This window comes from Limosilactobacillus equigenerosi DSM 18793 = JCM 14505 (assembly GCF_001311375.1).
GTDB classification, from domain to species: Bacteria; Bacillota; Bacilli; order Lactobacillales; family Lactobacillaceae; genus Limosilactobacillus; species Limosilactobacillus equigenerosi.
Genome location: NZ_BBAS01000015.1, coordinates 1 through 23,197, shown reverse-complemented (window position 1 = coordinate 23,197; position 23,197 = coordinate 1). Strand labels below are relative to the sequence as shown.

The following is a 23,197-nucleotide window of genomic DNA, read 5'->3' as shown; positions in this document are numbered from 1 at the left end:
ATTGATAGTTATTTATAAAACGATGGTGTGGGGAACCACGTCGGCGTCGTGGTTAGCTAATGTTTCAATTACAGTTGGATTGTCAGCCATTTGTTTTACCCAGGCTAACGATTGTTCAGCTTGTTTGGCGTTAACAACGACGCTAGGTCGGAGATTATTTTCCCAAGATTTGTGGGCGTAAGCTGCATCAGCAGTTAATAAAACAATTTGGTCATTTTCATAACTCCGAATGATTGTAGCGCAAAGGCCAGCTGCGTGACCAGGCACCCAAACCATTTCTAAGCTCCCATCACCAAAGAGATCGAATGAGCGTCCAAACGGTCCAAGTCCGCTTGGTTTTAATTCAAATGGTTGGATATTCACCCCACGACATTCATTGCCAAGATAATGAAATTTATCACGATGAGCAGCTGCTAATTCTACTTGACTAGTCATGATTTTTTTAGCGTCCTTAACTAGTCGTAAGCCGTCAGCATGATCACAATGCAGATGGCTTAATAAAACATAATCAAGGTCATTGGTTTGGTAACCAAGTTTACTTAGCTGTTCATTAATTGCTTGTCCAGCAGCAAGCTTGGCTTTGTTAACAGGGTATTGGAAACTTAGATTTTTAATTTGGCCCCATTTGGAGCGATTAACAGTATTCCAGCCGGTATCGATTAATACCAAACCTTGTGGATGTTCAATTAAATAAGCGGAAACCGGAACTTCAATCAGGTCCGATTTTGGTTGTAAGAAGCCAGTCCAGGCTAATTTATTAGCCTGATCGTCGTGAAATGGTAAGTTTTTGTTGACGATAACGGACCCGGTGTGTAAAACATGTATTTTGATATTTGCCATAATTATTACCTCATTCGTAGTTAATGATTGTATTTTAAAGCCTGATATTATACGATTCAATTAACAATAATTCGCTATGTGTGCAATAAAATGATACGGAAGTTAATATGACAAATAAAAATGATCTACGCACGCGTCGAACACAGACGCAAATAAAACTAGTTTTTTAAAGTTATTAAAGAAAGAACCGTTTGAAAAGATTACAATTAGCCAAATCACGAAGCCAGTGCACCTTAGTCGCCGGACTTTTTATACTCATTATGTTGATAAGTATGAATTAATGGCAGTAATTAAGCGTGAGACGCTCTCAACATTGGAGTGTTTATCCCAACAAGGGACAAATGAAATTAAAAATAATGATTTATCGGATCAAACAATTTTTTTCGTTTCAACTCGTTCTCCCCTATATTTATGAGCACCGGTTGACTTTTCAAGCCTTGTTAGTGCCTCATAACAATCAAACTTTTTACTATGAATTACGAAACTTATTATTACGAATCATTAATGAGCGGATTCATGCTTATGGGGCGCAAGTGACGGCCAAAATTCCACCTGAATATGTCCAAAGTATTTTAATTGATAGTTTGTTGGGGGTGTTGATGGTGTGGATTAATAAACCAGTACCAGAAAAACCCGCTGAGTTTGCCAAAATTATTAGTCAAACGCGCTTGTTAGCACCGTTAGAATTATTAGATTTTGAAAGCTGAGTGTATAACTGGCAAGCGTTAAGGATGGCAAAAGGTAGCTTATCCTGAATCGCGGGCCAGTTTTTTTGATTTTAAAGTCAAAATTTATTTTGAAATTTTAGCTAATTTTACACATGATATTGGGTTTCACGAACTTAAAATGCCGTTAGACCGGCTAATAGTTCAGTCACACCGTTGTAAGCGCTTACAGTTTGCTCAGTAGTGAGCTAAATTTACATTTAACTAATCGGTGCTACAATAAAGATGTAGCGATACCATGATTGCTAATTAAGGAATATTGGAGGTTGTGAAAATGAAAAATCTCGACTTTGAAAGTCTCAAATTTTATACTGGCGACGAAAAACCATTCCAAGTTTTAAGTCAAGATGGGGAAGTTGTTAACCCTGAATTAATGCCAGATTTGAGTGATGAACAATTAGTTGATTTATTTAAGCAAATGTTATGGTCCCGGATTGTTGGGGATCGTTCAACGAAGCTTAACCGGCAAGGGCGGTTAGGTTTCATCGCTCCAACCCAAGGGCAAGAAGCTAGTGAAATGGCTTCCAACTACGCGATGGAAAAAGATGATTTCTTAGCGGGAGCTTACCGGGACATTCCACAATTAGTTAAGCACGGGTTACCGTTAGCCCAAGCCTTTATGTGGTCGAAGGGACACTACAATGGGACAAAATTCCCTGAAGAATTAAAAGCCTTGCCACCACAAATTATTATCGGGGCACAATATGCTCAAACCGCTGGGATTGCCTTGGGGTTAAAGAAAGCCGGTAAACCAAATGTTGCCTACACGTACACCGGTGACGGTGGGACGTCACAAGGGGACTTTTATGAAGGACTGAACTTTGCCGGTGCCTTCCAAGCGCCAGCAGTCTTCATTGTTCAAAACAATGGTTACGGGATTTCCGTCCCACGGGCTAAACAAACAGCTGCCCCAACGTTGGCCCAAAAAGGGGTTGCCGCTGGCTTACCTTGTTTCCAAGTTGACGGGATGGATGCCCTAGCTGTTTATGCCGTGGTTAAGCAAGCACGGGATTACGCGGTAGCCGGTAATGGTCCAGTCTTAATTGAATCCTTAACGTATCGTTATGGAGCCCACACCTTATCAGGGGATGATCCTTCGCGGTACCGTTCTAGCGATGAAGAAGCAGCTTGGCATGCTAAGGATCCGATTGAACGGATGCGGAACTTCTTAGTTAAGAAGGGACTTTGGGACCAAGCCCAAGAACATGCTTATAGTGAAGAAGTGAATGCAGAAGTGGATGCAGCGGTCAAGGAACTTGAAGCGCAACCGCAACAAACGGTATCCGAAATGCTGAAGTTTGAATACGTTGACACCCCAGCAGCGATTGAAAAACAAATCAAGCGCTATGAAGACAAGGAGGCTAAGTAATTATGGCTAAAATTACGATGGTAAAAGCAGTTACCGATGCTTTAGATGAAGAATTAGCACGTGACCCGAAAGTAGAAGTCTTTGGGGAAGACGTTGGTAAAAATGGTGGGGTGTTCCGGGCAACTGATGGTTTGCAAGCCAGGTACGGCGAAGACCGGGTCTATGATACCCCGTTAGCTGAATCCGGGATTATTGCCTTGGCTAATGGGTTAGCTACCCAAGGCTTCCGGCCGGTGCCAGAAATTCAATTTAGTGGGTTCATTTTTGAAGCCTTTGATGAAATTGCGGGGCAAATGGCCCGGCAACGGTTTCGTCACTCTGGTTCCAGGACTTACCCAGTCACGATTCGGTCACCATTTGGTGGTGGGGTGAATGCCATTGAATTACACTCGGATGATTTTTCTGGCTTATTAGCTCAAATCCCCGGGTTACGGGTGGTTGTCCCATCAGATCCATATGATGCCAAGGGGTTGTTGATTTCGTCAATTCGCTCTGATGATCCAGTCTTCTTCTTGGAACACTTGAAGTTATACCGGTCATTCCGGCAAGAAGTTCCGGATGAAGCTTATACGGTGCCATTGGACAAGGCGGCGGTTAAGCGGGAAGGAAAAGACGTTTCGATTATCACGTATGGTTACATGGTACGCGAAAGTTTAGCGGCCGCTGAGGAATTAGCTAAGGAAGGCATCGATGTTGAAGTGCTTGACTTGCGGACGATTTCTCCATTAGATGAAGAAGCCATTTTAGCAACGGTTAAGAAGACTGGACGGGTGGTCCTAGTGCAAGAAGCTCCGTGGCAAGGTGGCGTTAGTGGCCAAGTGGCAGCCTTAATTGCTCAAGAAGGAGTTCTTTCCTTAGATGCGCCAATTGGCCGTGTAGCGGCGCCAGATACCCCATATCCAGTTAGTGCTGCGGAAGGGGCCTGGTTACCAAATAAGCAAGATATTATCGATGAAGTCCGGGCAACGGTTAACTTCTAGTGAGGTGAGAGTGCAATGAGTAGCAAGTATCAATTTAAATTACCGGATGTTGGTGAAGGGATGGCCGAAGGAACGATTGGTGAATGGCACGTTCAAGTCGGCGATCAAGTTAAACAAGACGAAGATTTTGTTCAAATTGAAAATGACAAGTCTGTTGAAGAAATCCCAGCACCAATTGATGGGGTCGTAACTAAGATTATTGTTCCTGAAGGTGAACTGGCCAATGTTGGGGATCCATTAATTGAATTAGAAGTTGCTGATGGTCAAGGAAATATGGATGACGCAGCTCCAGTAGCTGAACCGGCGGAAGATCCAGAACCAGCGCCAGCTCCGGAAATTGCAAGTGAACCGGGCCCAGTAGCAATCCCAGTTACTAGTGTGCCAGTCGCTAACCACGATGTACCAGTGTTGGCCATGCCAGCGGTCCGGAAGTTTGCTCGGGAACAAGGAGTTGATTTAACGCAAGTAACCGGGACTGGTCGTCATGGTCAAATTTTGAAGGTAGATGTGGAAGCCTTTAAGCAAGGTGACCAAGCCGTTGCTTCAGTTGCAACTGGAACAGAAACCGCAACGCCAGCGCCAAGCCCAGTTGTTCCAGCTGCCGCTGAAGGATGGCCTGAACATGCCGAAAAGATGAGTCCAGTCCGGAAGCAACGGCCAAAGCGATGACTACCGCAGCGCATGAGATTCCAATGATTACGGTCTTTGATGACGTGGTGGTTGATAAACTTTGGGACCACCGGAAGAAGTACAAGGAATTAGCCGCTGAACGGGGCGCGAAGTTAACCTTTATGGCTTACATGACCAAAGCCTTAGCGGTCTTAATGAAGGAATTCCCAGTCTTGAATGCTAAAGTTGATATGGCAAACTTCCAAATTGATTACCGGGATTACATTAACGTTGGCATTGCCACTGATACTGATAAGGGATTATTTGTCCCAAATGTTAAGCATGCGGATCGATTAAGTCTCTTCGATATTGCGAAGGCAATTGCAGCCAATACCGAAACGGCAAAAGACGGTAAGTTAAGTAGTGCTGATATGAGCAATACTGGGATGACGATTACTAATATTGGATCAATTGGCGGTGGTTTCTTTACCCCAATCGTTAACTGGCCAGAAGTGGCGATTATCGGAATGGGCAAGATTGCCAAGGAACCGGTCGTGGTTGATGATCATGTCGAAGTGGCGCGGGTCTTGAAGTTATCCTTGACGGTTGATCACCGTGTAATTGATGGGGCAACGGCACAACGGGCGATGAATCGGATGAAAGAACTGTTAGCTGATCCAGAATTATTGTTAATGGAAGGGTGATTTGAAATGGTTGTTGGAGATTACGCAATTGATTTAGATACCATTGTGATTGGTTCTGGGCCTGGTGGGTATGTCGCTGCCGTCCATGCGGCGGAATTAGGCCAAAAGGTAGCGGTCATTGAACGCTATGATGCCCTCGGTGGGGTTTGTTTAAACGTTGGATGTATCCCATCCAAAGCCATGATTCAAGTTTCCCATGATTACTTAACGGCTCAAAACTCAGCGGATGAAGGGGTGAGCGTTGCTAAGGTTGCTTTAGACTTTGATAAAGTGCAAGCCTTCCGGCAAAGTGTCGTTGATCGGATGAGTAATGGGGTGGCATACTTATTTAAGAAAAATAAGATTGACGTCATCCATGGGACGGCCTTCATGAAGTCAGACCATAGTTTACGGGTGATTAACGACGATAGTGCGCAAACCTATACGTTTAAGAACTTAATTATTGCGACGGGAAGTCATCCTATCGAAATTCCTGGGTTTAAGTTTGACAAGCGGGTGATTGATTCAACCGGGCTCTTATCATTACCAACCTTACCAAAGGAATTAATCGTAATTGGTGGGGGTTACATTGGTTCGGAATTAGCGGCGGCTTATGCTAACTTTGGGACCCATGTGACCATTCTTGAAGGCACGAATTCAATTTTGAACGCCTATGAACCAGATATGGTCAAGATTATCGAAAAGCGCTTTAAAGCCAAAGGAATTGATATTATTACGAATGCAATGGCCAAAAGTGCGAGTCAAACGGATAATGATGTGACGGTTAGCTATGAAGTTAACGGGGAAGTTAAGACGGTTACGGCCGATTATGTTGCGGTAGCGGTTGGGCGGAAGCCTAATACTGATGATCTCGGTTTAAATATTGCTGGGGTTGAAGTTGACGAACGTGGTTTAATCAAAGTTGACGGTCAAGGGCGGACGAATCTTCCACATATTTATGCGATTGGGGATATCGTGGCCGGGGCAGCCTTAGCTCATAAAGCAAGCTATGAAGGAAATGTCGCGGCTGAAGCGATTGCCGGTCAAAGTTCAATTGTTGATTATCGGGCCATGCCAGCGGTTTGTTACGTGGACCCAGAAATCGCGACAACCGGCTTAACGGCTGCCCAAGCCAAGGAGCAAGGCCTCGATGTAAAGACGGCGAAATTCCCATTTAGTGCTAATGGACGGGCGGTTTCAATGCAAGCAACGGAAGGTTTTGTTCGGTTGGTCTTTACGGCGGACGAAGAACGAATCGTTGGGGCTCAAATTATTGGAAACAATGCCTCGGATATGATTTCTGAATTAACGTTAGCCATTGAAGCCGGTAGTACGGTTGAAGACATTGCGTTAACGATTCACCCACACCCATCACTATCTGAAGCGGTGATGGATGCTGCGGATGTTGGATTAGGTTATCCAACGAATATTTAAGCTTTGGAATGGGGGGCAAGTAGGATGCAATATGTAGCAATGAAAACCCATGATATTCGGCGGAACCTCGCTACGGAACAATATTTGATGAATAGTGATCAAATTAAACCACCGTTTATGCTCTTTTTATATTGAGGAACCGTGCATCATTGTGGGTCGCAATCAGAATACGTTTGAAGAAATTAATCAAGCGTACTGTGAAGATCATCATGTGACGGTCACACGGCGATTGTCGGGTGGTGGCGCCATGTATCAAGATCTCGGTAATTTATGCTTTAGCTTTGTGGTACCAGCTGATCAAGTTGAATTTGGTCAATTTAGTGAACTAGTTAAACCCGTCGTGGATGCCTTACACGATTTAGGTGCTACGGGAGCTGAAGTGAATGGTCGTAACGATTTAACGATTGATGGGAAAAAGTTTTCCGGGAATGCAATGTATACGCGGAATGGGAAAACTTTCTCACATGGGACTTTGATGTATGATGTTAATACTGATGATGTGGCTAAAGCTTTGCATGTTCCTGCCGATAAAATTGCATCCAAAGGAATTAAATCGGTGCGCTCGCGGGTGACCAATTTGCGACCATACTTAAGGCCGGAATACCAGTCCTTAACAACCGCTCAATTCCGCGATGAAATTATCAAACGAATTTGGCAAGTGGATTCAATCGAAGCCGCGCAAGTTAATGAGTATCATTTAACGCCAGCTGATGAAGCAGCGATTGATCAAATTGAAGCGGAAACGTATAAGAACTGGGATTGGGTCTATGGACGCTCCCCAGCATTTACAATCCAAAAGCGGCGTCACTTTGCGAGTGGCACGATTGATATTCGTTATCAAGTCGATCATGGTGAAATTAAAGCAGTTAAAATTTTTGGGGACTTCTTTGGAACACAAGATGTCGCAGACTTAGAAAACGCATTAACTGGAATTGCATATGATCCAACCACGATTCGAACCACCTTACAGGCATTTGACCTTCCGAGTTACTTTACTGGTCATACGCCGGAAGAAGTGATTGAATTATTTGCAATGCAAGAATAAAAATTTACCGGACTCACAATCAGTGAGTCCGGTTTCGGTTTATGAGGAACAAGAAGATGAATTGGCAACCAGGATATTACCAAGCCCCGCATAGTTTTCAAGCTCGTCCGTTTCAATTACCACAATTGGAGATGGTGATGAAGGTCACGAGTTTAATCGCGGGAACCGCGGTGCGGGTGAGATTACAAAATTTGTTTGCGCCAACGCCGATTATATTCGACCAAGGGTGGCTTAGTTTATCGGCTGATTTTAATGACGCGCAGCCGTTAACGTTAGCTGGACAATCTCAATTAGTCATTCCGCCCCAAACAACGCAATTAACCGATCCGTTACCAATAACCGTGGCAGCGGGACAACCGTTGTATTTACGGTTCCAAGCAAGTCAGCCACAAGCATACATGGACGTTAATATTACCTATGCAACTAAATTTATTAATGCCACGTGGCAACGACAATTGGGGGCTTGCCCAGCATTATCCAGTCGTAATGACCAACCACATGCTTGGTTTAATGTGACAGGGATTGATGTCTTAACGCCAAGTACCCCACAAGTAATCGAAATTACCGGGGACTCCTTGGTTGAAATGGGGATGCTAACGCAAGGTTTATTTGATTTAACGTTGTTAAACCGTCTTAATCAAGTTACGTGGTTGCAAACCGGGATCGCCGGCAATCGGTTATTGGCGGATGCACCCGCAACGACCGGTAATCTAGCAACCTACGGCGAAGCAACTTATCGTCGTTTACTCAAGCGCAAGTTGCCATGGCCATTGGCGTTAACGGTGGTTAATGCGGGCTTAAATGATTTATTAGTTCCACTTAAAATGCCACAATTAAACCTAGCATTACCAACGATAGATCAATTAACCACGTGCTACCAACAATTGGCACGCCACCAACCAGTTTTGGTACCAACGTTAAGTCCAAGTTTATTTGCCACGTCGGCCTCGTCGGTGGGTGAGCAGCGGCGGCAACAGGTGAATGAATTTTTGCGGCAGCATCGTGGGGTGTTGATTTAGAACCGACGTTAAGTAATCACTCCGGCAGCTTAAAACCGGAACTTGACTTCGGTGATCATTTGCATTGGAGTGAAGCTGGCGGAATTGCGGTTGCGAGCCGAATCTGGTCAGCAATATTTAAGTAAACTAAAAATCGTCCGCTAGTCGCATGATAACGGCTAGCGGACGATTTTAGCTTAATCTTGCTCAGTTGTCTCATCAGGATTAATCGTTGTTGGTGCGGGTTTAGGTTTAATATGCGTAACCTTGAATTGGTTAACATATTGATTTTCAATATCCATCGGCGTAAAGCTAAAGTTTTCTACCCGAATTGGTTGCCCGACCTTGAGATTATATTGTTGTTCCAAGAAGAAACCAGTTAATGTGGTAACTTGGACGGTTTCAAATTGAGGAATTTGCACTTCAAAGTAACGCATAAAGTCATCGAGCGGCATTTTACCAGAGACAACAAATGTCGTATTGCCTTGATTGTCAGTGCCAGTTTGTTCAATCATATCATCGGAAACGTGGTCAATTTCTTCTCCGACCGTCCCAAAGAGTTCTTCGTAAATATCCTTATCAGTAATAATCCCAGACGTACCACCGTATTCATCTTGGACCACTACGATTGGGACTTGCTTTTGCATCATGACTTGCAAGACATCCGTAATTGGTTGATTTTCATAAACGGTTGGAATCCGCCGCGTGATAACTTGAATCGTTTGTTGCGGATTAATTTGGTTTTGGCGCATGATGTCATACGAGAAAATGTACCCGATAATGTGGTCTTTATCATGATTAGCCACGACTGGCATCCGCGTAAACTTCTTTTCAAAATAAAGGCGGGCCGCGTCTTCAATGGTGTCAGTAATATCAATGACGGCTAATTGCGTCCGGTCGACCATAATATCACCGGCCACTTTATCATTCATCTTGAAGGCTCGTTGCATGAATAAGACGTCTTCACGTTCTAATTCACCGGCTTTTTCCGATTCCTTAGAAAGCGTGAGAATTTCATTTTCTGAGTAAATATCTTCATCTGGATGCGCATTAAACCCGAGCATCTTAGTCACGGCAATCGCTACCCGGTCAAAAATCCAAATTAATGGGAAGAAGACAATATGGAAGAAGCGCGTCATGTCGACGATGAATAATAAAACCTTGACGGGCTTATCAATTGCGATGTTTTTGGGTACTAAGTCAGTGAAGACAGCATGTAAGAAGGTAAAGATTAAAATCCCAATCACAGATGATAAATCTTTGGCAACCTGAGCCGGTAAGAGATGGAAGTAAAGAATTACATCGGTAATATATTCTTCCCCGATCCACCCTAAAATCAGGGAGGTAATGGTAATCCCAACTTGAGCTGTCGAGAGATATTCAGTTAAATTGTCCAACATCTTCAAGGCATTTTTGACCTTGCGTGTTGGTTTTAGTTCTTTTAATTCCGTCGGACGGACCTTAACTAGTGAGTATTCAGTCAAAGTAAAGAGCGCCGCAATCGCCAAGATAAAAATAATAATTATCGGTGGCCAGGGACTGGTAACATTTATGTCCATAGATTAAACAATCATCCTTTCAAAAATAACTAGTTTTATTAACGAAATTATTATAGCAAATTTAATTAAAAAAAGGGGAGTGATTCACCAGCGCGTAACAATAACGCCCCAACAGCAATAACATGCGGATGGAGCGTTAATTAGCAGTGAATTTAATTATTGGGAGTTAAATTAGGATCATTTTTGGAGCGGGTTACAAAAACGAGAATCAAGGTGACTAATAAGGTCAAACCAGTGACGATAAAGACCATTTCGTATGAAAACGCCCCAGAAATGACTGATCCGACGATGGAACCTAAGACAGCTCCAGACGCTTGGAAGGATTGGTTGTAAGAGAAGATCCGCCCAAATGCATCGGCCGGCGTATCTAAAGTTAAAATCGTTTGAACGGCGGGGGTTAAGGCGGCATTGGCCAGCCTAATAAAAACCGCCAAAAGGCTAGTTGCCAAGGATTGGTCACAAAGACCATTGGAATAAAGAGGACGGTGGCAACGGCAAGACCTGTTAAGAGGACGATTTGGGGACCTAAGTGATCCATGGTTCGTCCAACACGAGATGATGCAATCAATGTTCCTAGCCCCGGAGTGGCCGCCACCACCCCGGCTACAAATGAAATATTACCGTGGTTATGCATTAATTGTTTAACATATAAGCTGACAATTGGATTGATTGACATCACAGATGCTTGAATAATCATGGTTGTAATGAACATGACCCCAATTAACCGAACGTTTGGTAATTCATCAATAATTTCGCGCATTGGTTTCATGGTGGCCTTCGTAATTGGCGTGAAATGTTCCGTTACTAAGGTGGCGGTTAGAATGAAGACAAGAAACATTAAGCCACCGGTAATAAAAAAATGGAATTCGGTAGCCAAACCATCCCGATAAGGTTCCGCCTAAGAGCGGCCCGATTAAATTCCCAGTCACTCCGGCTGTCATCATGGCCGTCATAACGCGCCCGGAACGGTTATGTGGGGTTTCACCGGCCATCAAGGCAGTGGCATTAGAAATGTAACCGGAAAAGATTCCTTGGATGAAACGTAAAGTAATAATCATCCAAACGTTAGTTGATAACCCAGTGGCGAAAATCGTAATGGCCATGACCCCGGCCGCGCGGAGACACATTAATTTGCGCCCCTTTTGATCGGCCAAGCCCCCCAGTATGGGGAAATCAGGGCTTGCGAGATAAAGGTCATCGCAAAGGCGAGCCCCGAATAGAGGTTTAGTTGAAAGTGGCTAAAGTGGCCTAATTCATTAATAAACAGGGAAATAAAAGGCATCGTCATTGAGAAACCCATCCCCGTAATAAAGCAGCCCAGCCAAAGGACGATAAAGGTTTGGCGCCAGCTGCGTGGTAAGTCAGTGGTTGTTGTCGTCATTAATTAAATTCTCCCTTCACAGTCATTTTCTAGTTTACTCCTGTCCGTAAAAAAATTGCACGGTTACAAGAAGGTGCTACAATAATAAAAAAAACGAACGAGGTGGAGCATGGGACATAAAATTGCGGTAATTGCAGATATTCACGGAAATTTGACGGCATTGGAGGCCGTAATTGCTGATGCCAAGGTCCACCAAGTAGATGAATACTGGTGTTTAGGGGATGTCGTCATGCCAGGCCCGGCGGTGGTAGAAATTGCTGAACGGTTGGCGGATTTGAAACCCAGTGTTTGTGTGCGCGGTAATTGGGATGATTTAGCCATTGACGGGAGTCGGGGACAAGGGGATTTATCCAAACCGTCGCGGATTTATTTTGCGCGGCTGGCACAATATGTGGCCGAGCAAGGTGGGCAAGCGCTGGTTGATCAGTTAAGTGCGTGGCCGTTGCACCAAGTGGTCACGCGGGGCGCCTTAACGTTTGCCATTAGTCACAATTTACCAGATTTTAATCATGGCCAAGCCTTGTTTCCAACGAATGATTCGAGTAATTTTGATGTGTTATTGGGGGATGAACACGTCGACGTGGCATTATACGCTCACGTTCACCATCAATTGTTACGGTATGGAACGGATGAACGAATGATTTTAAATCCTGGCTCAATTGGGGAACCATTTAATCACCATCAACGGCTACAAGCGGATATGCGGGCTAATTATTTAATTTTAGAAGTCGATGAGATTGGAATTGCTGGTATGGATTTCCGGCATGTGAATTATGACCGGGAAGTTGAATATCAACGGGCGGTCCAGGCGGGAGTACCGTATTTAGAGTTATACCGGCGCTTAATTGATACGGGCCGTGTTGATACGCATAACCAATCATTATTAGCCGAGTTAAATGCCCAGCATCATTATTTAGAACAATATCAAACTTTTCAACGGTGCTTATTAGGTGAAGCAAATGATTAAATGGTTTCAAAAGAGCTTAAAACAATGGTATCAATTACCACCAATTAGAAATTGGTACCAAACGATGATCGTGTTGTATCCGTTAAGTTTATTTGGGACATATTTTAATATCCTCACCAAAGCCTGGTGGAGTCCCAATGGTTATTTATATCAAGTTACGAATGCCCAACAGTGGCTTAGCCCGCAGTGGAGTGAGCACTTAGGCCAGTTGACTAATTGGTTAAGTCAAATGCTCAGTGGTGGGATTGGCGTATTAGGCGGGGTGATTAGCGCTTATTTTTGGGCGCGTTACTTTCAGCGGGACGTTTGGTTAATGGTTGGTGGGATGACCTTAATTAGCGTGGGTGGTTTATGCCAATTTAAACCGACGGGAGCAGCCTTGCAGTGGCCCTTAGCCGGATTGCCATATTTATTAATGTGGTTATTGCTAGCGTGGGGCGTCAGTTGGTTACTGGCCCGCTATGGTCGAATTGAGGATGAAGCTACCAACTATCACGAACAAATTCAACAACGAGTGCAAGCAAGTTTTTGGCCACTAGGAATTGGCATCGTGGTCATGTTGGGCTTTCATTTGGTAATCGACACGGTGAGTACCATCGGGGGCTTTGAATGGTGGCAAGCGTGGATACAAAATTTATTAACCGAAAGTCGTCATTGGGGAAATGATTTGGGCTTAGTCGTACTTTACGCTGGTCTACAGTGGCTTGGGTTAGCCGATGCCAATAATTGTTTATTAATGCCGAATAATCAACAGTGGCAGGCCAATTTAGTAGCGGCGTTAACGCACCAAAGTTTACCGTATCCATTAACCAGTGCGGGGATTTATAATGCCTATGTGGCCCTAGGGGGAAGTGGGGCTTGGTTGGCCTTGTTAATTGCGATTAGCTTGGTGACGCCCCGCATCGCCACCCAGCGGATATTAAAATGGAATTTAATTCCGGTGCTGTTTAATCAACCAGCGCCTTTAATGTTAGGCCTACCAATTTTATTTAATCCGTTGTGGTTAGGCGGAATGGTTGTGGTTTCGTTAATGAATTTTATGATTACGAGTGGTTTAATTATGCTCGGGTGGCTAGCGACGCCGGTTTTTACGACCCCGGATTTGACGCCCACAATGTTAAATACATTAATTATGACGAATGGGGACTGGCGCAGTTGGTTGGTCGTAGTCGGCTTACTAATCTTAGATGTCGGTTTATATTTACCATTGGTTCGTTATGCCCAATCATTAGGCACAAGTTTAGAATTAAAGTCAGGAAAGTGATATGCAACGACAACGAATTAATTGGCAACTAGTCTTTAATTTACTGATTGTAATTGCCGTCTTATTAGTGCCAACTTGGTTATGGATGCGTCATAACCACCAAGCATTGATGAAACGCCAGCAGGCTAACATGACGCCGGTGATTATGATTCCAGGCAGTTCGGCTTCGATTGATCGCTTTAATGAACTCGTTCGTAGTTTGAATCGCGTGGAACGGCATCAGCATACAATTTTAAAGGTCAAGGTTATGAATGATGGAACCATCAAGTATACGGGGAAACTTCAGTCGGGCGATCGGTTTCCGATTATTGTGGTTGGGTTTCAAAATAACCATGATGGTTACCGGAATATTAAGCAACAAACGGAATTATTTAACCAAGCGATGCGGGATTTGATGAATCGCTACAATTTTAAAACAGTTCGGGCGTTTGGCCATTCCAATGGTGGGCTCATTTGGACTCGGTGGTTGGAACTTGACTATCCTGATTTACAAAATCAAATTACCGTTTCCAATTTGATGACGGTGGGGACGCCATATAATTTTGATGAAACCTCAGTTGCTAATCGAACCCAGATGCTCAATGATTTAATCAAAAATCGTTCGCAATTACCGAAGCAATTGCGGGTGTTAGTGGTGATTGGGACGCAAAGCTATACTTCGGATGGCTTAGTTCCAGAAGCAAGTGCGCAGGCCGCTAAGTATATTTTTCAAAAGCAAGTAGCAGCTTATAGTACAGTAACGGTGTCCGGTACTGGGGCCCAACATTCTAATTTGCCGCAAAATAAACAAATCATTCGTTTGATGCAAGAGTATTTATTACATAACCCGAAAAGTTAAATTAAGCATTAACTAAAACTGGTCACCAGCAAATTGGTGACCAGTTTTCAATTGCAATTAATTATAAATTAGCATCGGTATCGTAATTAAAGGGACTCAAATCAGTTTGGGCAACTAATAATTCCATTGCGAGCGCTTCAAAATGTTTTAACGCCGTGTTAGCTAAGTCTAAGTTGACCTGTGTGAGTTCGACTGGCGTCAGGTTTTGGCGGTCTAGGTCGGCGACACTTTGGGCTAAATAATCATTGAGCTCGGTTTGGAGTTGAACTAATTGCGGCCAGTAGGCGGTGCGGTCGCGTTCTACTAGCACCCCGACCAGTTTGTAAATCCAATAAGCACTATCTAAGCTTGCCGGTAAGCCCCCCCGTTGATAAGCTGGGGGTGTATCAGTAATGCCATTAAAGAATGGCACAAATAGACTTTCCACGCCGACACCCATGGCTAACCATAAAATATTGTTCCCCGTGCGATTAGTTTGGATTAAGTGGGATTCTTGGGTTTTGGCGAGGGTGATGGGACGATAACGGTGGCGTTGCGCTTCTGTCCCCGTGCCAACGGGATCAAAGGGCGTTGCTTGATAGTGGGAAGTTAAGAAATCCCGCGCATCTTGCAACGTTAACGGTTGATCGGGGTGCATTAAGAAGGGCAAGGTCTGTGATTCAGGAGTTTCTTCCGTAACCTGGCTAGCGCTGAACATCCGGTGCCCATACCAAACCCGTGGCGTTGAATAGTGGGCATCTTTATCGGCCCGGGTACCAAAAATTTGGCGGAAATTAAATGGGGTTCCCGGTTGATATAGTCCGGCTGCCGTTGTTTTAGCTAACAACTCGGGGTGATACATAAAATTAGCTGGATCATCAAATTTAATCGTTTGAATGGCTAATTGGTTGCCAACCACGGCATAAGCATCATCGGGAATGCGTTGGGCAACCCATAAATGGCCACTTCCAATTTCCATGTACCAAGCTTCGTCATTGTCAGCGAAAAGCACGCCATTACTTTCACCGGTTCCGTATTGGGCGATTAATTGGCCTAAGCGTTGGACACCTTCCCGGGCCGTTTTAACAAAGGCAGGGTGATGGTGACCATGGCTTCTTCGTTAATTCCGTGGTCAGAATAAGTCCATGGCTAAGACGGCCTCGTTACTATAGGCACTTTCCGTAGCACTCATGGCGACATCGAATTCGTTTAATCCGGCTTCTTCAAATAGCCCAAATTCATCAGTCCATTCGGGCGTCGCGCTATATTGAAAACTCGGGGTAGGCAAGGGAATGGTCACTCCAGTTTCCTTGGAAATGAATTCTGTGGGTAATTCACCAGCGGGATGAACCACATAATGTTTGGGCCAAGCTGGTTTGGCATCTTCGGTCCGGCCAATGATGATGGAGTGGTCGGCGCTCGCGTTTTTACCAATTAAAATACTGGTACAAGCAGTTAAAGCGTTCATAATTTATCCTCATGTTATAATGATTTACAAACTTAATTGTAAGGGAGAAAGTAAGATAGATGCAAATTTCACTCTTAATTGTCATGTTGGCAGCGTTGTTAGTCCCAATTCTAATGGCGCGGTTTAAAATTAATGCAATTCCGACAGCAGTTGCCGAAATTTTAATCGGGATGGTGATTGGGACAAGTGGTTTTCAATTTGTCCATTCGAATGAATCATTAACCTTGCTCTCGACGCTCGGAGTGATTATTTTAATGTTTTTATCGGGGATGGAAATTGATTTTAGCCTCTTTAAAAAAATCACCGAGTGAGGCGACGACAATCAAACCAATGTCATTAGCCACCCGAGCGTTTGGGGTCAATGTCTTATTAGCCGGGTTAATTGGGATAATCATGCAACGGAGCGGCATTATTAAAGATGGTTTTTTTATCATGATTGTCTTAACGACGATTGCAATGGGGGTAGTGATTGCCACCCTAAAGGAAAAAGAAATTTTAAGTCGGCCGATTGGGCAAACGTTATTATTAACGGCCGTGCTGGGTGAAATTTTCCCAATGGTGATGATCACGATTTATGGCTCCTTAAATGGGGGCGACTTAGCGGGGATTTGGTTAACGGTGATTCCGTTACTCGTTGCGATTTTATTACTGAAACGTTTCCGGCAACCTTATCTATGGTTTAGTGAAATGACCAAGGCGACGACCCAATTAGATATTCGGCTGGCCTTTTTTTCTAATTTTTACGCTTGTCTTGGTGGCGGAACAAGTCGGTGCGGAAAATATTTTAGGGGCCTTTTTAGCTGGGATGGTGATGAAGTTACTTGAACCCACGGAAGTGACGATGGATAAACTGACTTCAATTGGGTATGGTTTCTTTATTCCGATTTTCTTTATCATGACGGGGGTTAAATTTGATTTGTGGGGATTGGTTCAGAGTCCGACCGCCCTCAAATTAGTACCATTACTAGTCGGGAGTTTAATCATTGCGAAATTAGGGTCAATCTTAGTTTTTAAAACAGCCTTTGGGTGGCGGAACGCGGCCGCTGGCGGTATTTTAACGGTGACAACGATTACGTTAGTTTTGCCGGCGTTAGAAGTAGCTAAAAGTTTGCATACCATTACTCAGGTCCAAGCCGATGCTTTTACGTTAGCGGCGTTAATTGTTTGTTTAATTGCTCCGATTACATTTAATACTGTCTTTAAATTGCGACCAGCTGATCAAGTGAAAGAACGCGTGGTGTTAGTCGGAGCTAATATTTTAACCGTTCCGATTGCGCAAAAACTGTCACGTGATTTTTATGATGTGCGGATGGTGACCAATAGTGCAGAAAAATATCAAGTTTATAACTCAGAATTTAGGGAATTAACATTAATGCCTGAGTTAACAGTGGAAAACTTACAAGGGGCAGGTTATTTGGATGCTGATGTGATTGTCTTTGGGGTGAAAGACCAAATCAATGCCCAATTAGCCTTGGCGAGTCGACCATTAACGACGGCCCGGATTATTGCGAGTTTCCAAGATCCGGCCACGGTGCTGAGGTGACGCCGAAATTGCGGGCTGCCCAAGTCGAAATTTTAAATAGTTATCACGTCAACGCCACGGTGATGCGGGAATTGATTGAATCGCCATCGATTTTACAAATGCTCGAAAATAATGATAGTGGGCTTTACGAAGTTCAAGTGCGGAATCACCGGTATGCTGGAGTTCCATTAATGGGCTTGCCATTAATTAACCATATGACGATTAGTCGGATTCGGCGGGGCAAACAATGGTTGGCTCCCCATGGTCAAACGCCAATTGAATATGGGGATCGAATTATTTTTACGGCTGATCATCATGAAGATGTGCAAGAGATTCGGCGGTTATTAGGACGCGAAAATTAGCTGAAATTGCGTGTTAACTAGTCTTTATGGTAAAATTAGGCAAAAATATTGAAGAGGTAATAATCATGCCATTAGTACACATTGATTTAATTGAAGGCCGGAGTGATGAACAATTACGTGGTTTAGTTAAGGACGTCACGGAAGCCATTGCCAAGAATGCTAACGTCCCGGCCGAACGGATTCACATTGTCTTAAATGAAATGAAGAAGGACCGCTACAGTGTTGCCGGCAAGATGGCCGACGAAAAGTAAGCTAGCGATGCTTAAAAGGGGCTGGGAGTTATTTTCCCAGCCCTTTTCTTTGGAGGATATACATGGATAATCAACAATACGTCTTAGCCCTTGACCAAGGGACGACGAGTTCACGGGCGATTATTTTCGATCATGCTGGGCAAGTAGTAGCCATTGCGCAAGAAGAATTTCCACAATATTTCCCACAATCTGGGTGGGTGGAACATGATGCCAACGAAATTTGGGATAGTGTCCAAAAAGTATTGAATGAAGTCGTTATCAAGGCGCAAATCCCACCATATAAGGTCCGGGCAATTGGAATTACCAACCAACGGGAAACAACGGTGATTTGGGATAAACAAACCGGTCAACCCATTCATCGGGCGATTGTTTGGCAATCCAAGCAAACGAGTGCGATTGCCCAAGCTTTAATTGATCAAGGCTACCAAGCGTTAATTCACCAAAAAAACGGGTTTGATTATTGATTCGTATTTTTCAGCCACTAAAATTAAGTGGTTATTAGATCAAGTCCCAGGCGCTCGTGAACGAGCTAAACGGGGCGAATTACTCTTTGGGACGATTGACACGTGGTTATTGTGGAATTTAACGAACGGCAAAGTCCATGCCACGGATGTTTCGAATGCGAGTCGGACCATGCTTTATAACATCCATACGCGTGATTGGGATGATGAAATCTTATCGTTATTGGATATTCCGCGGTCGTTGCTGCCAACGGTGGAAGATTCGTCGCATATCTTTGGTTATACTGCGGATTATCACTTCTATGGGATTCAAGTGCCGATTGCCGGAATCGCCGGAGACCAACAAGCGGCTCTCTTTGGGCAAGCTGGGTTCCATGAAGGGGATGTTAAGAATACCTATGGAACGGGGGCGTTCACGGTCATGAATACGGGGACAACGCCAACGTTATCAAAAAAATGGGTTATTGACGACGATTGCTTATGGATTAAATGGTGAAATTACGTATGCTCTGGAAGGTAGTGTTTTTGTGGCTGGTTCCGCAATTCAATGGATCCGCGATGGGTTAGGCTTTTTGCGGATGCAAAAGAATCAGAAGCGCTAGCTAAGCAAGCGCCATCCGCGAACGGAATTTACGTGGTACCGGCCTTTACGGGGTTAGGGGCTCCATATTGGGACCAAAATGTTCGGGGAGCGATGTTTGGCTTAACGCGGGGAACTAACCGCGCCCAAATCACCCGGGCCACAATTGAAGCGATTGCGTTCCAAACGCGGGACGTGGTTGACACGATGGTGCAGGAAACGCAATTACCGTTACAAAAACTGGCAGTTGATGGCGGTGCCTCGCGGAATAATTTATTACTGCAATTCCAAGCGGATATTTTACAAACGCCAATTGTGCGGGCAGCGGTTGAGGAAACCACGGCGCTGGGGGCAGCTTTCTTAGCCGGATTAGCGGTTGGTTATTGGGATGACTTAGCCCAATTAGCCCAATTAAGTCATGCTGGTCAGCAATACACGCCGCAACAATCCGCTGCCTGGGCTAGTCACGTTTATGCGGGGTGGCAACAAGCCATCCGGGCGACCCAATTATTTAGTCAGCCGGTAGGTGAGTTAGATGAACTTTGATTTAACAAAACGGCCGATTAATTGGCGCTTATATGGGCAATACACTGTGCTGTTTATTTTAGTAGCGAGTTGTTTATTTGGTCCAATGCTACTAACGGGGCATACGTTGATTTGGAATACGGATGCGTATAATCAGCATTTGCCATTGTTAGCTAATTTCCGCCAAACCGTCTTGAACTGGCTGACGAAACCTGGTCATCCGTGGCCCAATTGGAATTTTCAATGGGGGTTAGGGACTGATACGTTTCAGGTTTATTCGTATTACACATTAGGTGATGTGTTTGCGTACCTAGCGCTTTTATTTCCGGCAGCGAAAATTACGCTGGCGTATCAAGTCATTGTCATTGTGCGGATGTACTGTGTTGGGTTAGCCTTTGTTTGGTTTGCCCAACATTTAGTGCAACGGCCGTTAACCATCATGGCGGGGACGATGACGTATCTCGTGAATGCTTACCTAATCTATGCCAGTGTCGCTCAGCCGTTCTTTACCACGCCATTTATTCTGTTTCCCGTCTTAGTGTTCAAATTGAGCGAATTTTACAACGGGGCTCAAGTTGGCCATTGACTTTGACCTTTATTTGGATGCTGTTGAGTAATTATTATTTAGCGTTCATTTTAGGAATTGGGAGTGGGCTATACTTACTTTTAAGGTTGGGAACGCATTATCGGGAGCGCTGGTTTGATTGGCGAATGTATGGACAGTTTTTATTTGCTAGTGTCACGAGTTTGTTAGTGACGGCGGGCATGTTAATTCCTGAAATTTGGGGGATTACGCATTCGACCCGGATTGGAGCGACCTTTGCGAATGGCTTGAAGGTCTATCCAGCTTATTATTATGTCTTGTTGCCGAAACAATTGATTAACGGTGATGATTGGCATTTTATGTACTGGTCGGCCTTGGGGGTTACGAGTGTCATCGTGGCGGCGTTGGTGAATGTTTATCGCCAAATACGTCGCTGGCCGGTCATTAGTTGGAGCCTCCTATTAGGCTTGGTGATGATGTTAATTCCAGCCGTGGGAGCCTTGTTTAATGGCGGAATGTCACCTTCGAATCGTTGGACGCTATTGCTGTACTTGCCACTAGCGATTAGTGTGATGATGTTAGTCGAAGATTTACCAACGCTCGATCATCAGACTGTTAAATGGATTGTCATCATTACGGCTATGTATTTGGTGGTCTTAATTGGCACCTTTATTTTTCAAAATGATGATCAATTATTCTTACCGCTAATTGCTTTGTTACTAACGGCTGGGATGATTGTGGCCAGTACCACTGGCTTTTTATCGCACGCCCGGGGTTGGTTAGTTGGTTTAATTTTGGTGAATACATTATTAAATGGTTTGTACGCGGTATTACCGTATGATGGTAGCTATGCCAAGGAAATGTTAAATCGTGGTGAATACCAATCGATTGTGGCTAATCGGTATGGTGGACTTGATCGAAGCTTAACGCGGCAACCAGGGTATCGGATTAATACATTAGTTGATCAATACCCAACGGCTCAGAAGAAAAATTATAATGATTTAACCTCTGGTTTAGCGAATATCGGGTCGTATTTTTCGCTACAAAATCAATATTTAGGTCAATTTAGTACCGAGTTGGGGAATCGTCAATATGAAACGAACGTACCGTTGCAGCAGGTAGACAACCGGACGGTATGGGATCACTTCCTTGGCGTGAAGGATTTATTTGGCCAAACAACCACGAAGAATCAATTTGATGTGCCAGCGGGATATGAAATTAAGCAAACCACGGCCCCTAAAGTTGATTTTGATCATGGTCAAGCAGCGGATGCGACCTCTAAAGCAGATTTGGTTACTACGCAAACGACGCGGTACCAAACTAAGCAGGCATTTCCGTTGCTGTATTGGCAGGATCGTCTAATTCAACATTCGCCAAGTAATATGAGTGCCAAGGAACGGGCGTTGGCTAGCGGCGTGGTGGTGAATGCGGGATTAACGGACCGGCAACGGCGGCAACTATTAACCGCCGATTTAACTGGCAATGTTAAATCGGTTCCAGTTAAATGGATTTCGAATCGCTTAACCAAGCTTAACCCCGCCGACTGGCAGGTGACGGATCCAGAAGCAACGGCTTACTTACGACCTACCAAACGTAAAGTTGCTCATCCAAGTGAAGTACAGTTAGCGATTGAGCAGATTAAATTTAAGCCGTTTAGTCGCCGGGAGACGATTAAGTTTTTGGTTAAACATGACCAAGAACAAGAATTACGCCCTGGAACCGCGGTGAATACGAAGTTCCAACATTATGTTCATTGGCGGAAATTATTCTTGCATGGCCAACCGGATCAAAGTTATACGTTGACCTTTAATAAGCAGTTTGAGTTGCAACAACCACCACAAACGCGGACATCATTTTATAAAGTGGTAAAGCATGCGGTGATTAATTTGGGAGTGGTCCAACATAAGCTCCCAAAGCAAATTAGTGTCACCAGTAATCAATTGGGGACGTATCAAATTCGGGCTAAGTTAATTGTGATTGATTTAGGACCAAAGTATCAAGCCGAAGTTGCTACAATTCAACGCCATGCGTTGCAGCAAGTTCGCTTTGGGCAAGATTATGTCCAAGGGGCGATTACTACACCGCGCGCAGGAATTCTGACGTCGTCAATTCCATATTCAACTGGTTGGAAGGTTTTTGTTGATGGTCATCAACAACGAACGCTACGGACGAATACAGCGTTTGTGGGGGTCTATTTACCAGCTGGGCAGCATCAAGTTAAATTTACTTATCAAACGCCGTGGTTACAACTTGGTCGCCAGGTTAGTTGGTTAGGTTTAATTTGGTTTGGCTTAGCTGTGATTGTGACGATGGTGAAAAAACGCCGATAAGCCGTTAAGTAATAAAAAGCGATGCAGCTATGATAAAATGATATGCTCCCCCTAAAGTAGACACGGAATTATACAAAATTCCGTAACTACTTTAGGGGAGTTTTTATGTCTAATCGAACAAGTAAACATACATTAGAACAGCGACTTAATGCTGTATTAAAAATCATTAATGGTACACATTCAATCAATCAGGTTTCTAATGAATTATGGATTAACAGTAAAACTTTATCCTTATGGATAAGTAAATACAAAAAAAGGGGTATTACTGGATTAAAAGAGTCCCATTCTTGGAAAAAATATTCTGAGGATATAAAGAGAAAAGCAGTCCTTGATTACCTAAATAATCACCTCTCTCTTCTAGAATGCTGCCGAAAATATGATATTTCTAGTGATAGTGTTCTCAGACGTTGGATAAAACAGTATACTGACGGTAAAACCTTAAAAACTACCGGGGGTTCTACCAAAATGAAAGCAAGTCGGAAT

General features: G+C 44.0%; 14 protein-coding genes and 7 pseudogenes. 15 read left to right on the top strand and 6 right to left on the bottom strand.

Features of this window, described 5'->3' with window-relative positions; translation table 11 throughout:
- Positions 1 to 12: 12 nt before the first annotated feature.
- Positions 13 to 840, bottom strand: a complete 828-nt coding sequence (locus JCM14505_RS06895) for an N-acyl homoserine lactonase family protein (protein ID WP_054653632.1) — start codon at positions 838 to 840, stop codon at positions 13 to 15.
- Between the two features lie 341 nt (positions 841 to 1,181).
- Here JCM14505_RS06895 and JCM14505_RS06890 point away from each other — a divergent pair, with 341 nt between their 5' ends.
- From JCM14505_RS06890 to JCM14505_RS06860, 7 genes and pseudogenes are all read left to right on the top strand, one after another.
- Positions 1,182 to 1,547: a TetR-like C-terminal domain-containing protein gene (locus JCM14505_RS06890; protein ID WP_082405661.1), complete on the top strand. Its 366-nt coding sequence runs from the start codon at positions 1,182 to 1,184 to the stop codon at positions 1,545 to 1,547.
- A gap of 292 nt (positions 1,548 to 1,839) precedes the next feature.
- Entirely contained in the window at positions 1,840 to 2,934 is a 1,095-nt protein-coding gene (pdhA, locus tag JCM14505_RS06885) for a pyruvate dehydrogenase (acetyl-transferring) E1 component subunit alpha (RefSeq protein ID WP_054653628.1), read from the top strand.
- Between the two features lie 2 nt (positions 2,935 to 2,936).
- Positions 2,937 to 3,914: an alpha-ketoacid dehydrogenase subunit beta gene (locus JCM14505_RS06880; RefSeq protein ID WP_054653626.1), complete on the top strand. Its 978-nt coding sequence runs from the start codon at positions 2,937 to 2,939 to the stop codon at positions 3,912 to 3,914.
- Positions 3,915 to 3,929: 15 nt separating this feature from the next.
- Positions 3,930 to 5,227: pseudogene (locus JCM14505_RS06875) on the top strand (2-oxo acid dehydrogenase subunit E2).
- 6 nt (positions 5,228 to 5,233) lie between these two features.
- Positions 5,234 to 6,640 carry a dihydrolipoyl dehydrogenase gene (lpdA, locus tag JCM14505_RS06870; protein WP_054653624.1) on the top strand — a complete coding sequence of 469 codons (1,407 nt, stop codon included), beginning with the start codon at positions 5,234 to 5,236 and terminating at the stop codon, positions 6,638 to 6,640.
- A 24-nt stretch (positions 6,641 to 6,664) separates the two neighbouring features.
- Positions 6,665 to 7,685 (top strand): annotated as a pseudogene (gene lplA, locus JCM14505_RS06865) (lipoate--protein ligase).
- A 56-nt stretch (positions 7,686 to 7,741) separates the two neighbouring features.
- Positions 7,742 to 8,704, top strand: a complete 963-nt coding sequence (locus tag JCM14505_RS06860; RefSeq protein WP_054653622.1) for an SGNH/GDSL hydrolase family protein — start codon at positions 7,742 to 7,744, stop codon at positions 8,702 to 8,704.
- A 176-nt stretch (positions 8,705 to 8,880) separates the two neighbouring features.
- Here JCM14505_RS06860 and JCM14505_RS06855 read toward each other — a convergent pair whose 3' ends face one another.
- The 4 genes and pseudogenes from JCM14505_RS06855 to JCM14505_RS10455 all read right to left on the bottom strand — a co-directional run bounded on the left by JCM14505_RS06855 (position 8,881) and on the right by JCM14505_RS10455 (position 11,623).
- Positions 8,881 to 10,242: a hemolysin family protein gene (locus JCM14505_RS06855; protein WP_054653620.1), complete on the bottom strand. Its 1,362-nt coding sequence runs from the start codon at positions 10,240 to 10,242 to the stop codon at positions 8,881 to 8,883.
- 152 nt (positions 10,243 to 10,394) lie between these two features.
- A pseudogene (locus tag JCM14505_RS10465) lies at positions 10,395 to 10,918 on the bottom strand (MFS transporter).
- A gap of 67 nt (positions 10,919 to 10,985) precedes the next feature.
- Positions 10,986 to 11,396 carry an MFS transporter gene (locus JCM14505_RS10460; protein ID WP_369395515.1) on the bottom strand — a complete coding sequence of 137 codons (411 nt, stop codon included), beginning with the start codon at positions 11,394 to 11,396 and terminating at the stop codon, positions 10,986 to 10,988.
- Positions 11,369 to 11,623 carry a hypothetical protein gene (locus JCM14505_RS10455; RefSeq protein ID WP_369395514.1) on the bottom strand — a complete coding sequence of 85 codons (255 nt, stop codon included), beginning with the start codon at positions 11,621 to 11,623 and terminating at the stop codon, positions 11,369 to 11,371. Before JCM14505_RS10455 ends, JCM14505_RS10460 begins: the two co-directional genes overlap by 28 nt.
- A gap of 109 nt (positions 11,624 to 11,732) precedes the next feature.
- Between JCM14505_RS10455 and JCM14505_RS06845 the strand changes: the two genes are divergently transcribed.
- The 3 genes from JCM14505_RS06845 to JCM14505_RS06835 are packed head-to-tail and all read left to right on the top strand — an operon-like array spanning position 11,733 to position 14,692.
- On the top strand, positions 11,733 to 12,590 hold the full coding sequence (locus JCM14505_RS06845; RefSeq protein WP_054653618.1) for a metallophosphoesterase family protein: 858 nt from the start codon (positions 11,733 to 11,735) through the stop codon (positions 12,588 to 12,590).
- A complete protein-coding gene (locus JCM14505_RS06840) occupies positions 12,583 to 13,854 on the top strand; it encodes a PTS sugar transporter subunit IIC (protein ID WP_056995588.1) in 1,272 nt (423 codons plus the stop codon). The genes JCM14505_RS06845 and JCM14505_RS06840 overlap by 8 nt, the downstream gene beginning before the upstream one ends.
- A 1-nt stretch (position 13,855) precedes the next feature.
- A complete protein-coding gene (locus tag JCM14505_RS06835; protein ID WP_054653613.1) occupies positions 13,856 to 14,692 on the top strand; it encodes an alpha/beta hydrolase in 837 nt (278 codons plus the stop codon).
- 61 nt (positions 14,693 to 14,753) lie between these two features.
- Here JCM14505_RS06835 and JCM14505_RS06830 read toward each other — a convergent pair.
- Positions 14,754 to 16,139 (bottom strand): annotated as a pseudogene (locus tag JCM14505_RS06830) (C69 family dipeptidase).
- 59 nt (positions 16,140 to 16,198) lie between these two features.
- Here JCM14505_RS06830 and JCM14505_RS06825 point away from each other — a divergent pair.
- The 5 genes and pseudogenes from JCM14505_RS06825 to JCM14505_RS06805 all read left to right on the top strand — a co-directional run.
- Positions 16,199 to 18,023, top strand: a pseudogene (locus JCM14505_RS06825) (cation:proton antiporter domain-containing protein).
- A gap of 65 nt (positions 18,024 to 18,088) precedes the next feature.
- Entirely contained in the window at positions 18,089 to 18,274 is a 186-nt protein-coding gene (thmT, locus tag JCM14505_RS06820) for a 2-hydroxymuconate tautomerase (RefSeq protein WP_054653611.1), read from the top strand.
- A gap of 62 nt (positions 18,275 to 18,336) precedes the next feature.
- Positions 18,337 to 19,861 (top strand): annotated as a pseudogene (gene glpK / locus JCM14505_RS06815) (glycerol kinase GlpK).
- A pseudogene (locus tag JCM14505_RS06810) lies at positions 19,851 to 22,714 on the top strand (YfhO family protein). The pseudogenes glpK and JCM14505_RS06810 overlap by 11 nt, the downstream one beginning before the upstream one ends.
- A 105-nt stretch (positions 22,715 to 22,819) precedes the next feature.
- Positions 22,820 to 23,197, top strand: a 378-nt coding sequence (locus JCM14505_RS06805) for a transposase (RefSeq protein ID WP_156249858.1), incomplete at its 3' end; no start/stop codon positions are given.

Bases quoted from the DNA above. Each gene is read 5' to 3' on its own strand.
- JCM14505_RS06860 (WP_054653622.1), top strand. From the start codon at position 7,742: ATGAATTGGCAACCAGGATATTACCAAGCCCCGCATAGTTTTCAAGCT.
- JCM14505_RS10455 (WP_369395514.1), bottom strand. From the start codon at position 11,623: ATGACGACAACAACCACTGACTTACCACGCAGCTGGCGCCAAACCTTT.
- JCM14505_RS06880 (WP_054653626.1), top strand. From the start codon at position 2,937: ATGGCTAAAATTACGATGGTAAAAGCAGTTACCGATGCTTTAGATGAA.
- JCM14505_RS06890 (WP_082405661.1), top strand. From the start codon at position 1,182: ATGAAATTAAAAATAATGATTTATCGGATCAAACAATTTTTTTCGTTT.
- JCM14505_RS06895 (WP_054653632.1), bottom strand. From the start codon at position 840: ATGGCAAATATCAAAATACATGTTTTACACACCGGGTCCGTTATCGTC.
- lpdA (WP_054653624.1), top strand. From the start codon at position 5,234: ATGGTTGTTGGAGATTACGCAATTGATTTAGATACCATTGTGATTGGT.
- thmT (WP_054653611.1), top strand. From the start codon at position 18,089: ATGCCATTAGTACACATTGATTTAATTGAAGGCCGGAGTGATGAACAA.
- JCM14505_RS06855 (WP_054653620.1), bottom strand. From the start codon at position 10,242: ATGGACATAAATGTTACCAGTCCCTGGCCACCGATAATTATTATTTTT.
- JCM14505_RS06835 (WP_054653613.1), top strand. From the start codon at position 13,856: ATGCAACGACAACGAATTAATTGGCAACTAGTCTTTAATTTACTGATT.
- JCM14505_RS06845 (WP_054653618.1), top strand. From the start codon at position 11,733: ATGGGACATAAAATTGCGGTAATTGCAGATATTCACGGAAATTTGACG.
- pdhA (WP_054653628.1), top strand. From the start codon at position 1,840: ATGAAAAATCTCGACTTTGAAAGTCTCAAATTTTATACTGGCGACGAA.
- JCM14505_RS06840 (WP_056995588.1), top strand. From the start codon at position 12,583: ATGATTAAATGGTTTCAAAAGAGCTTAAAACAATGGTATCAATTACCA.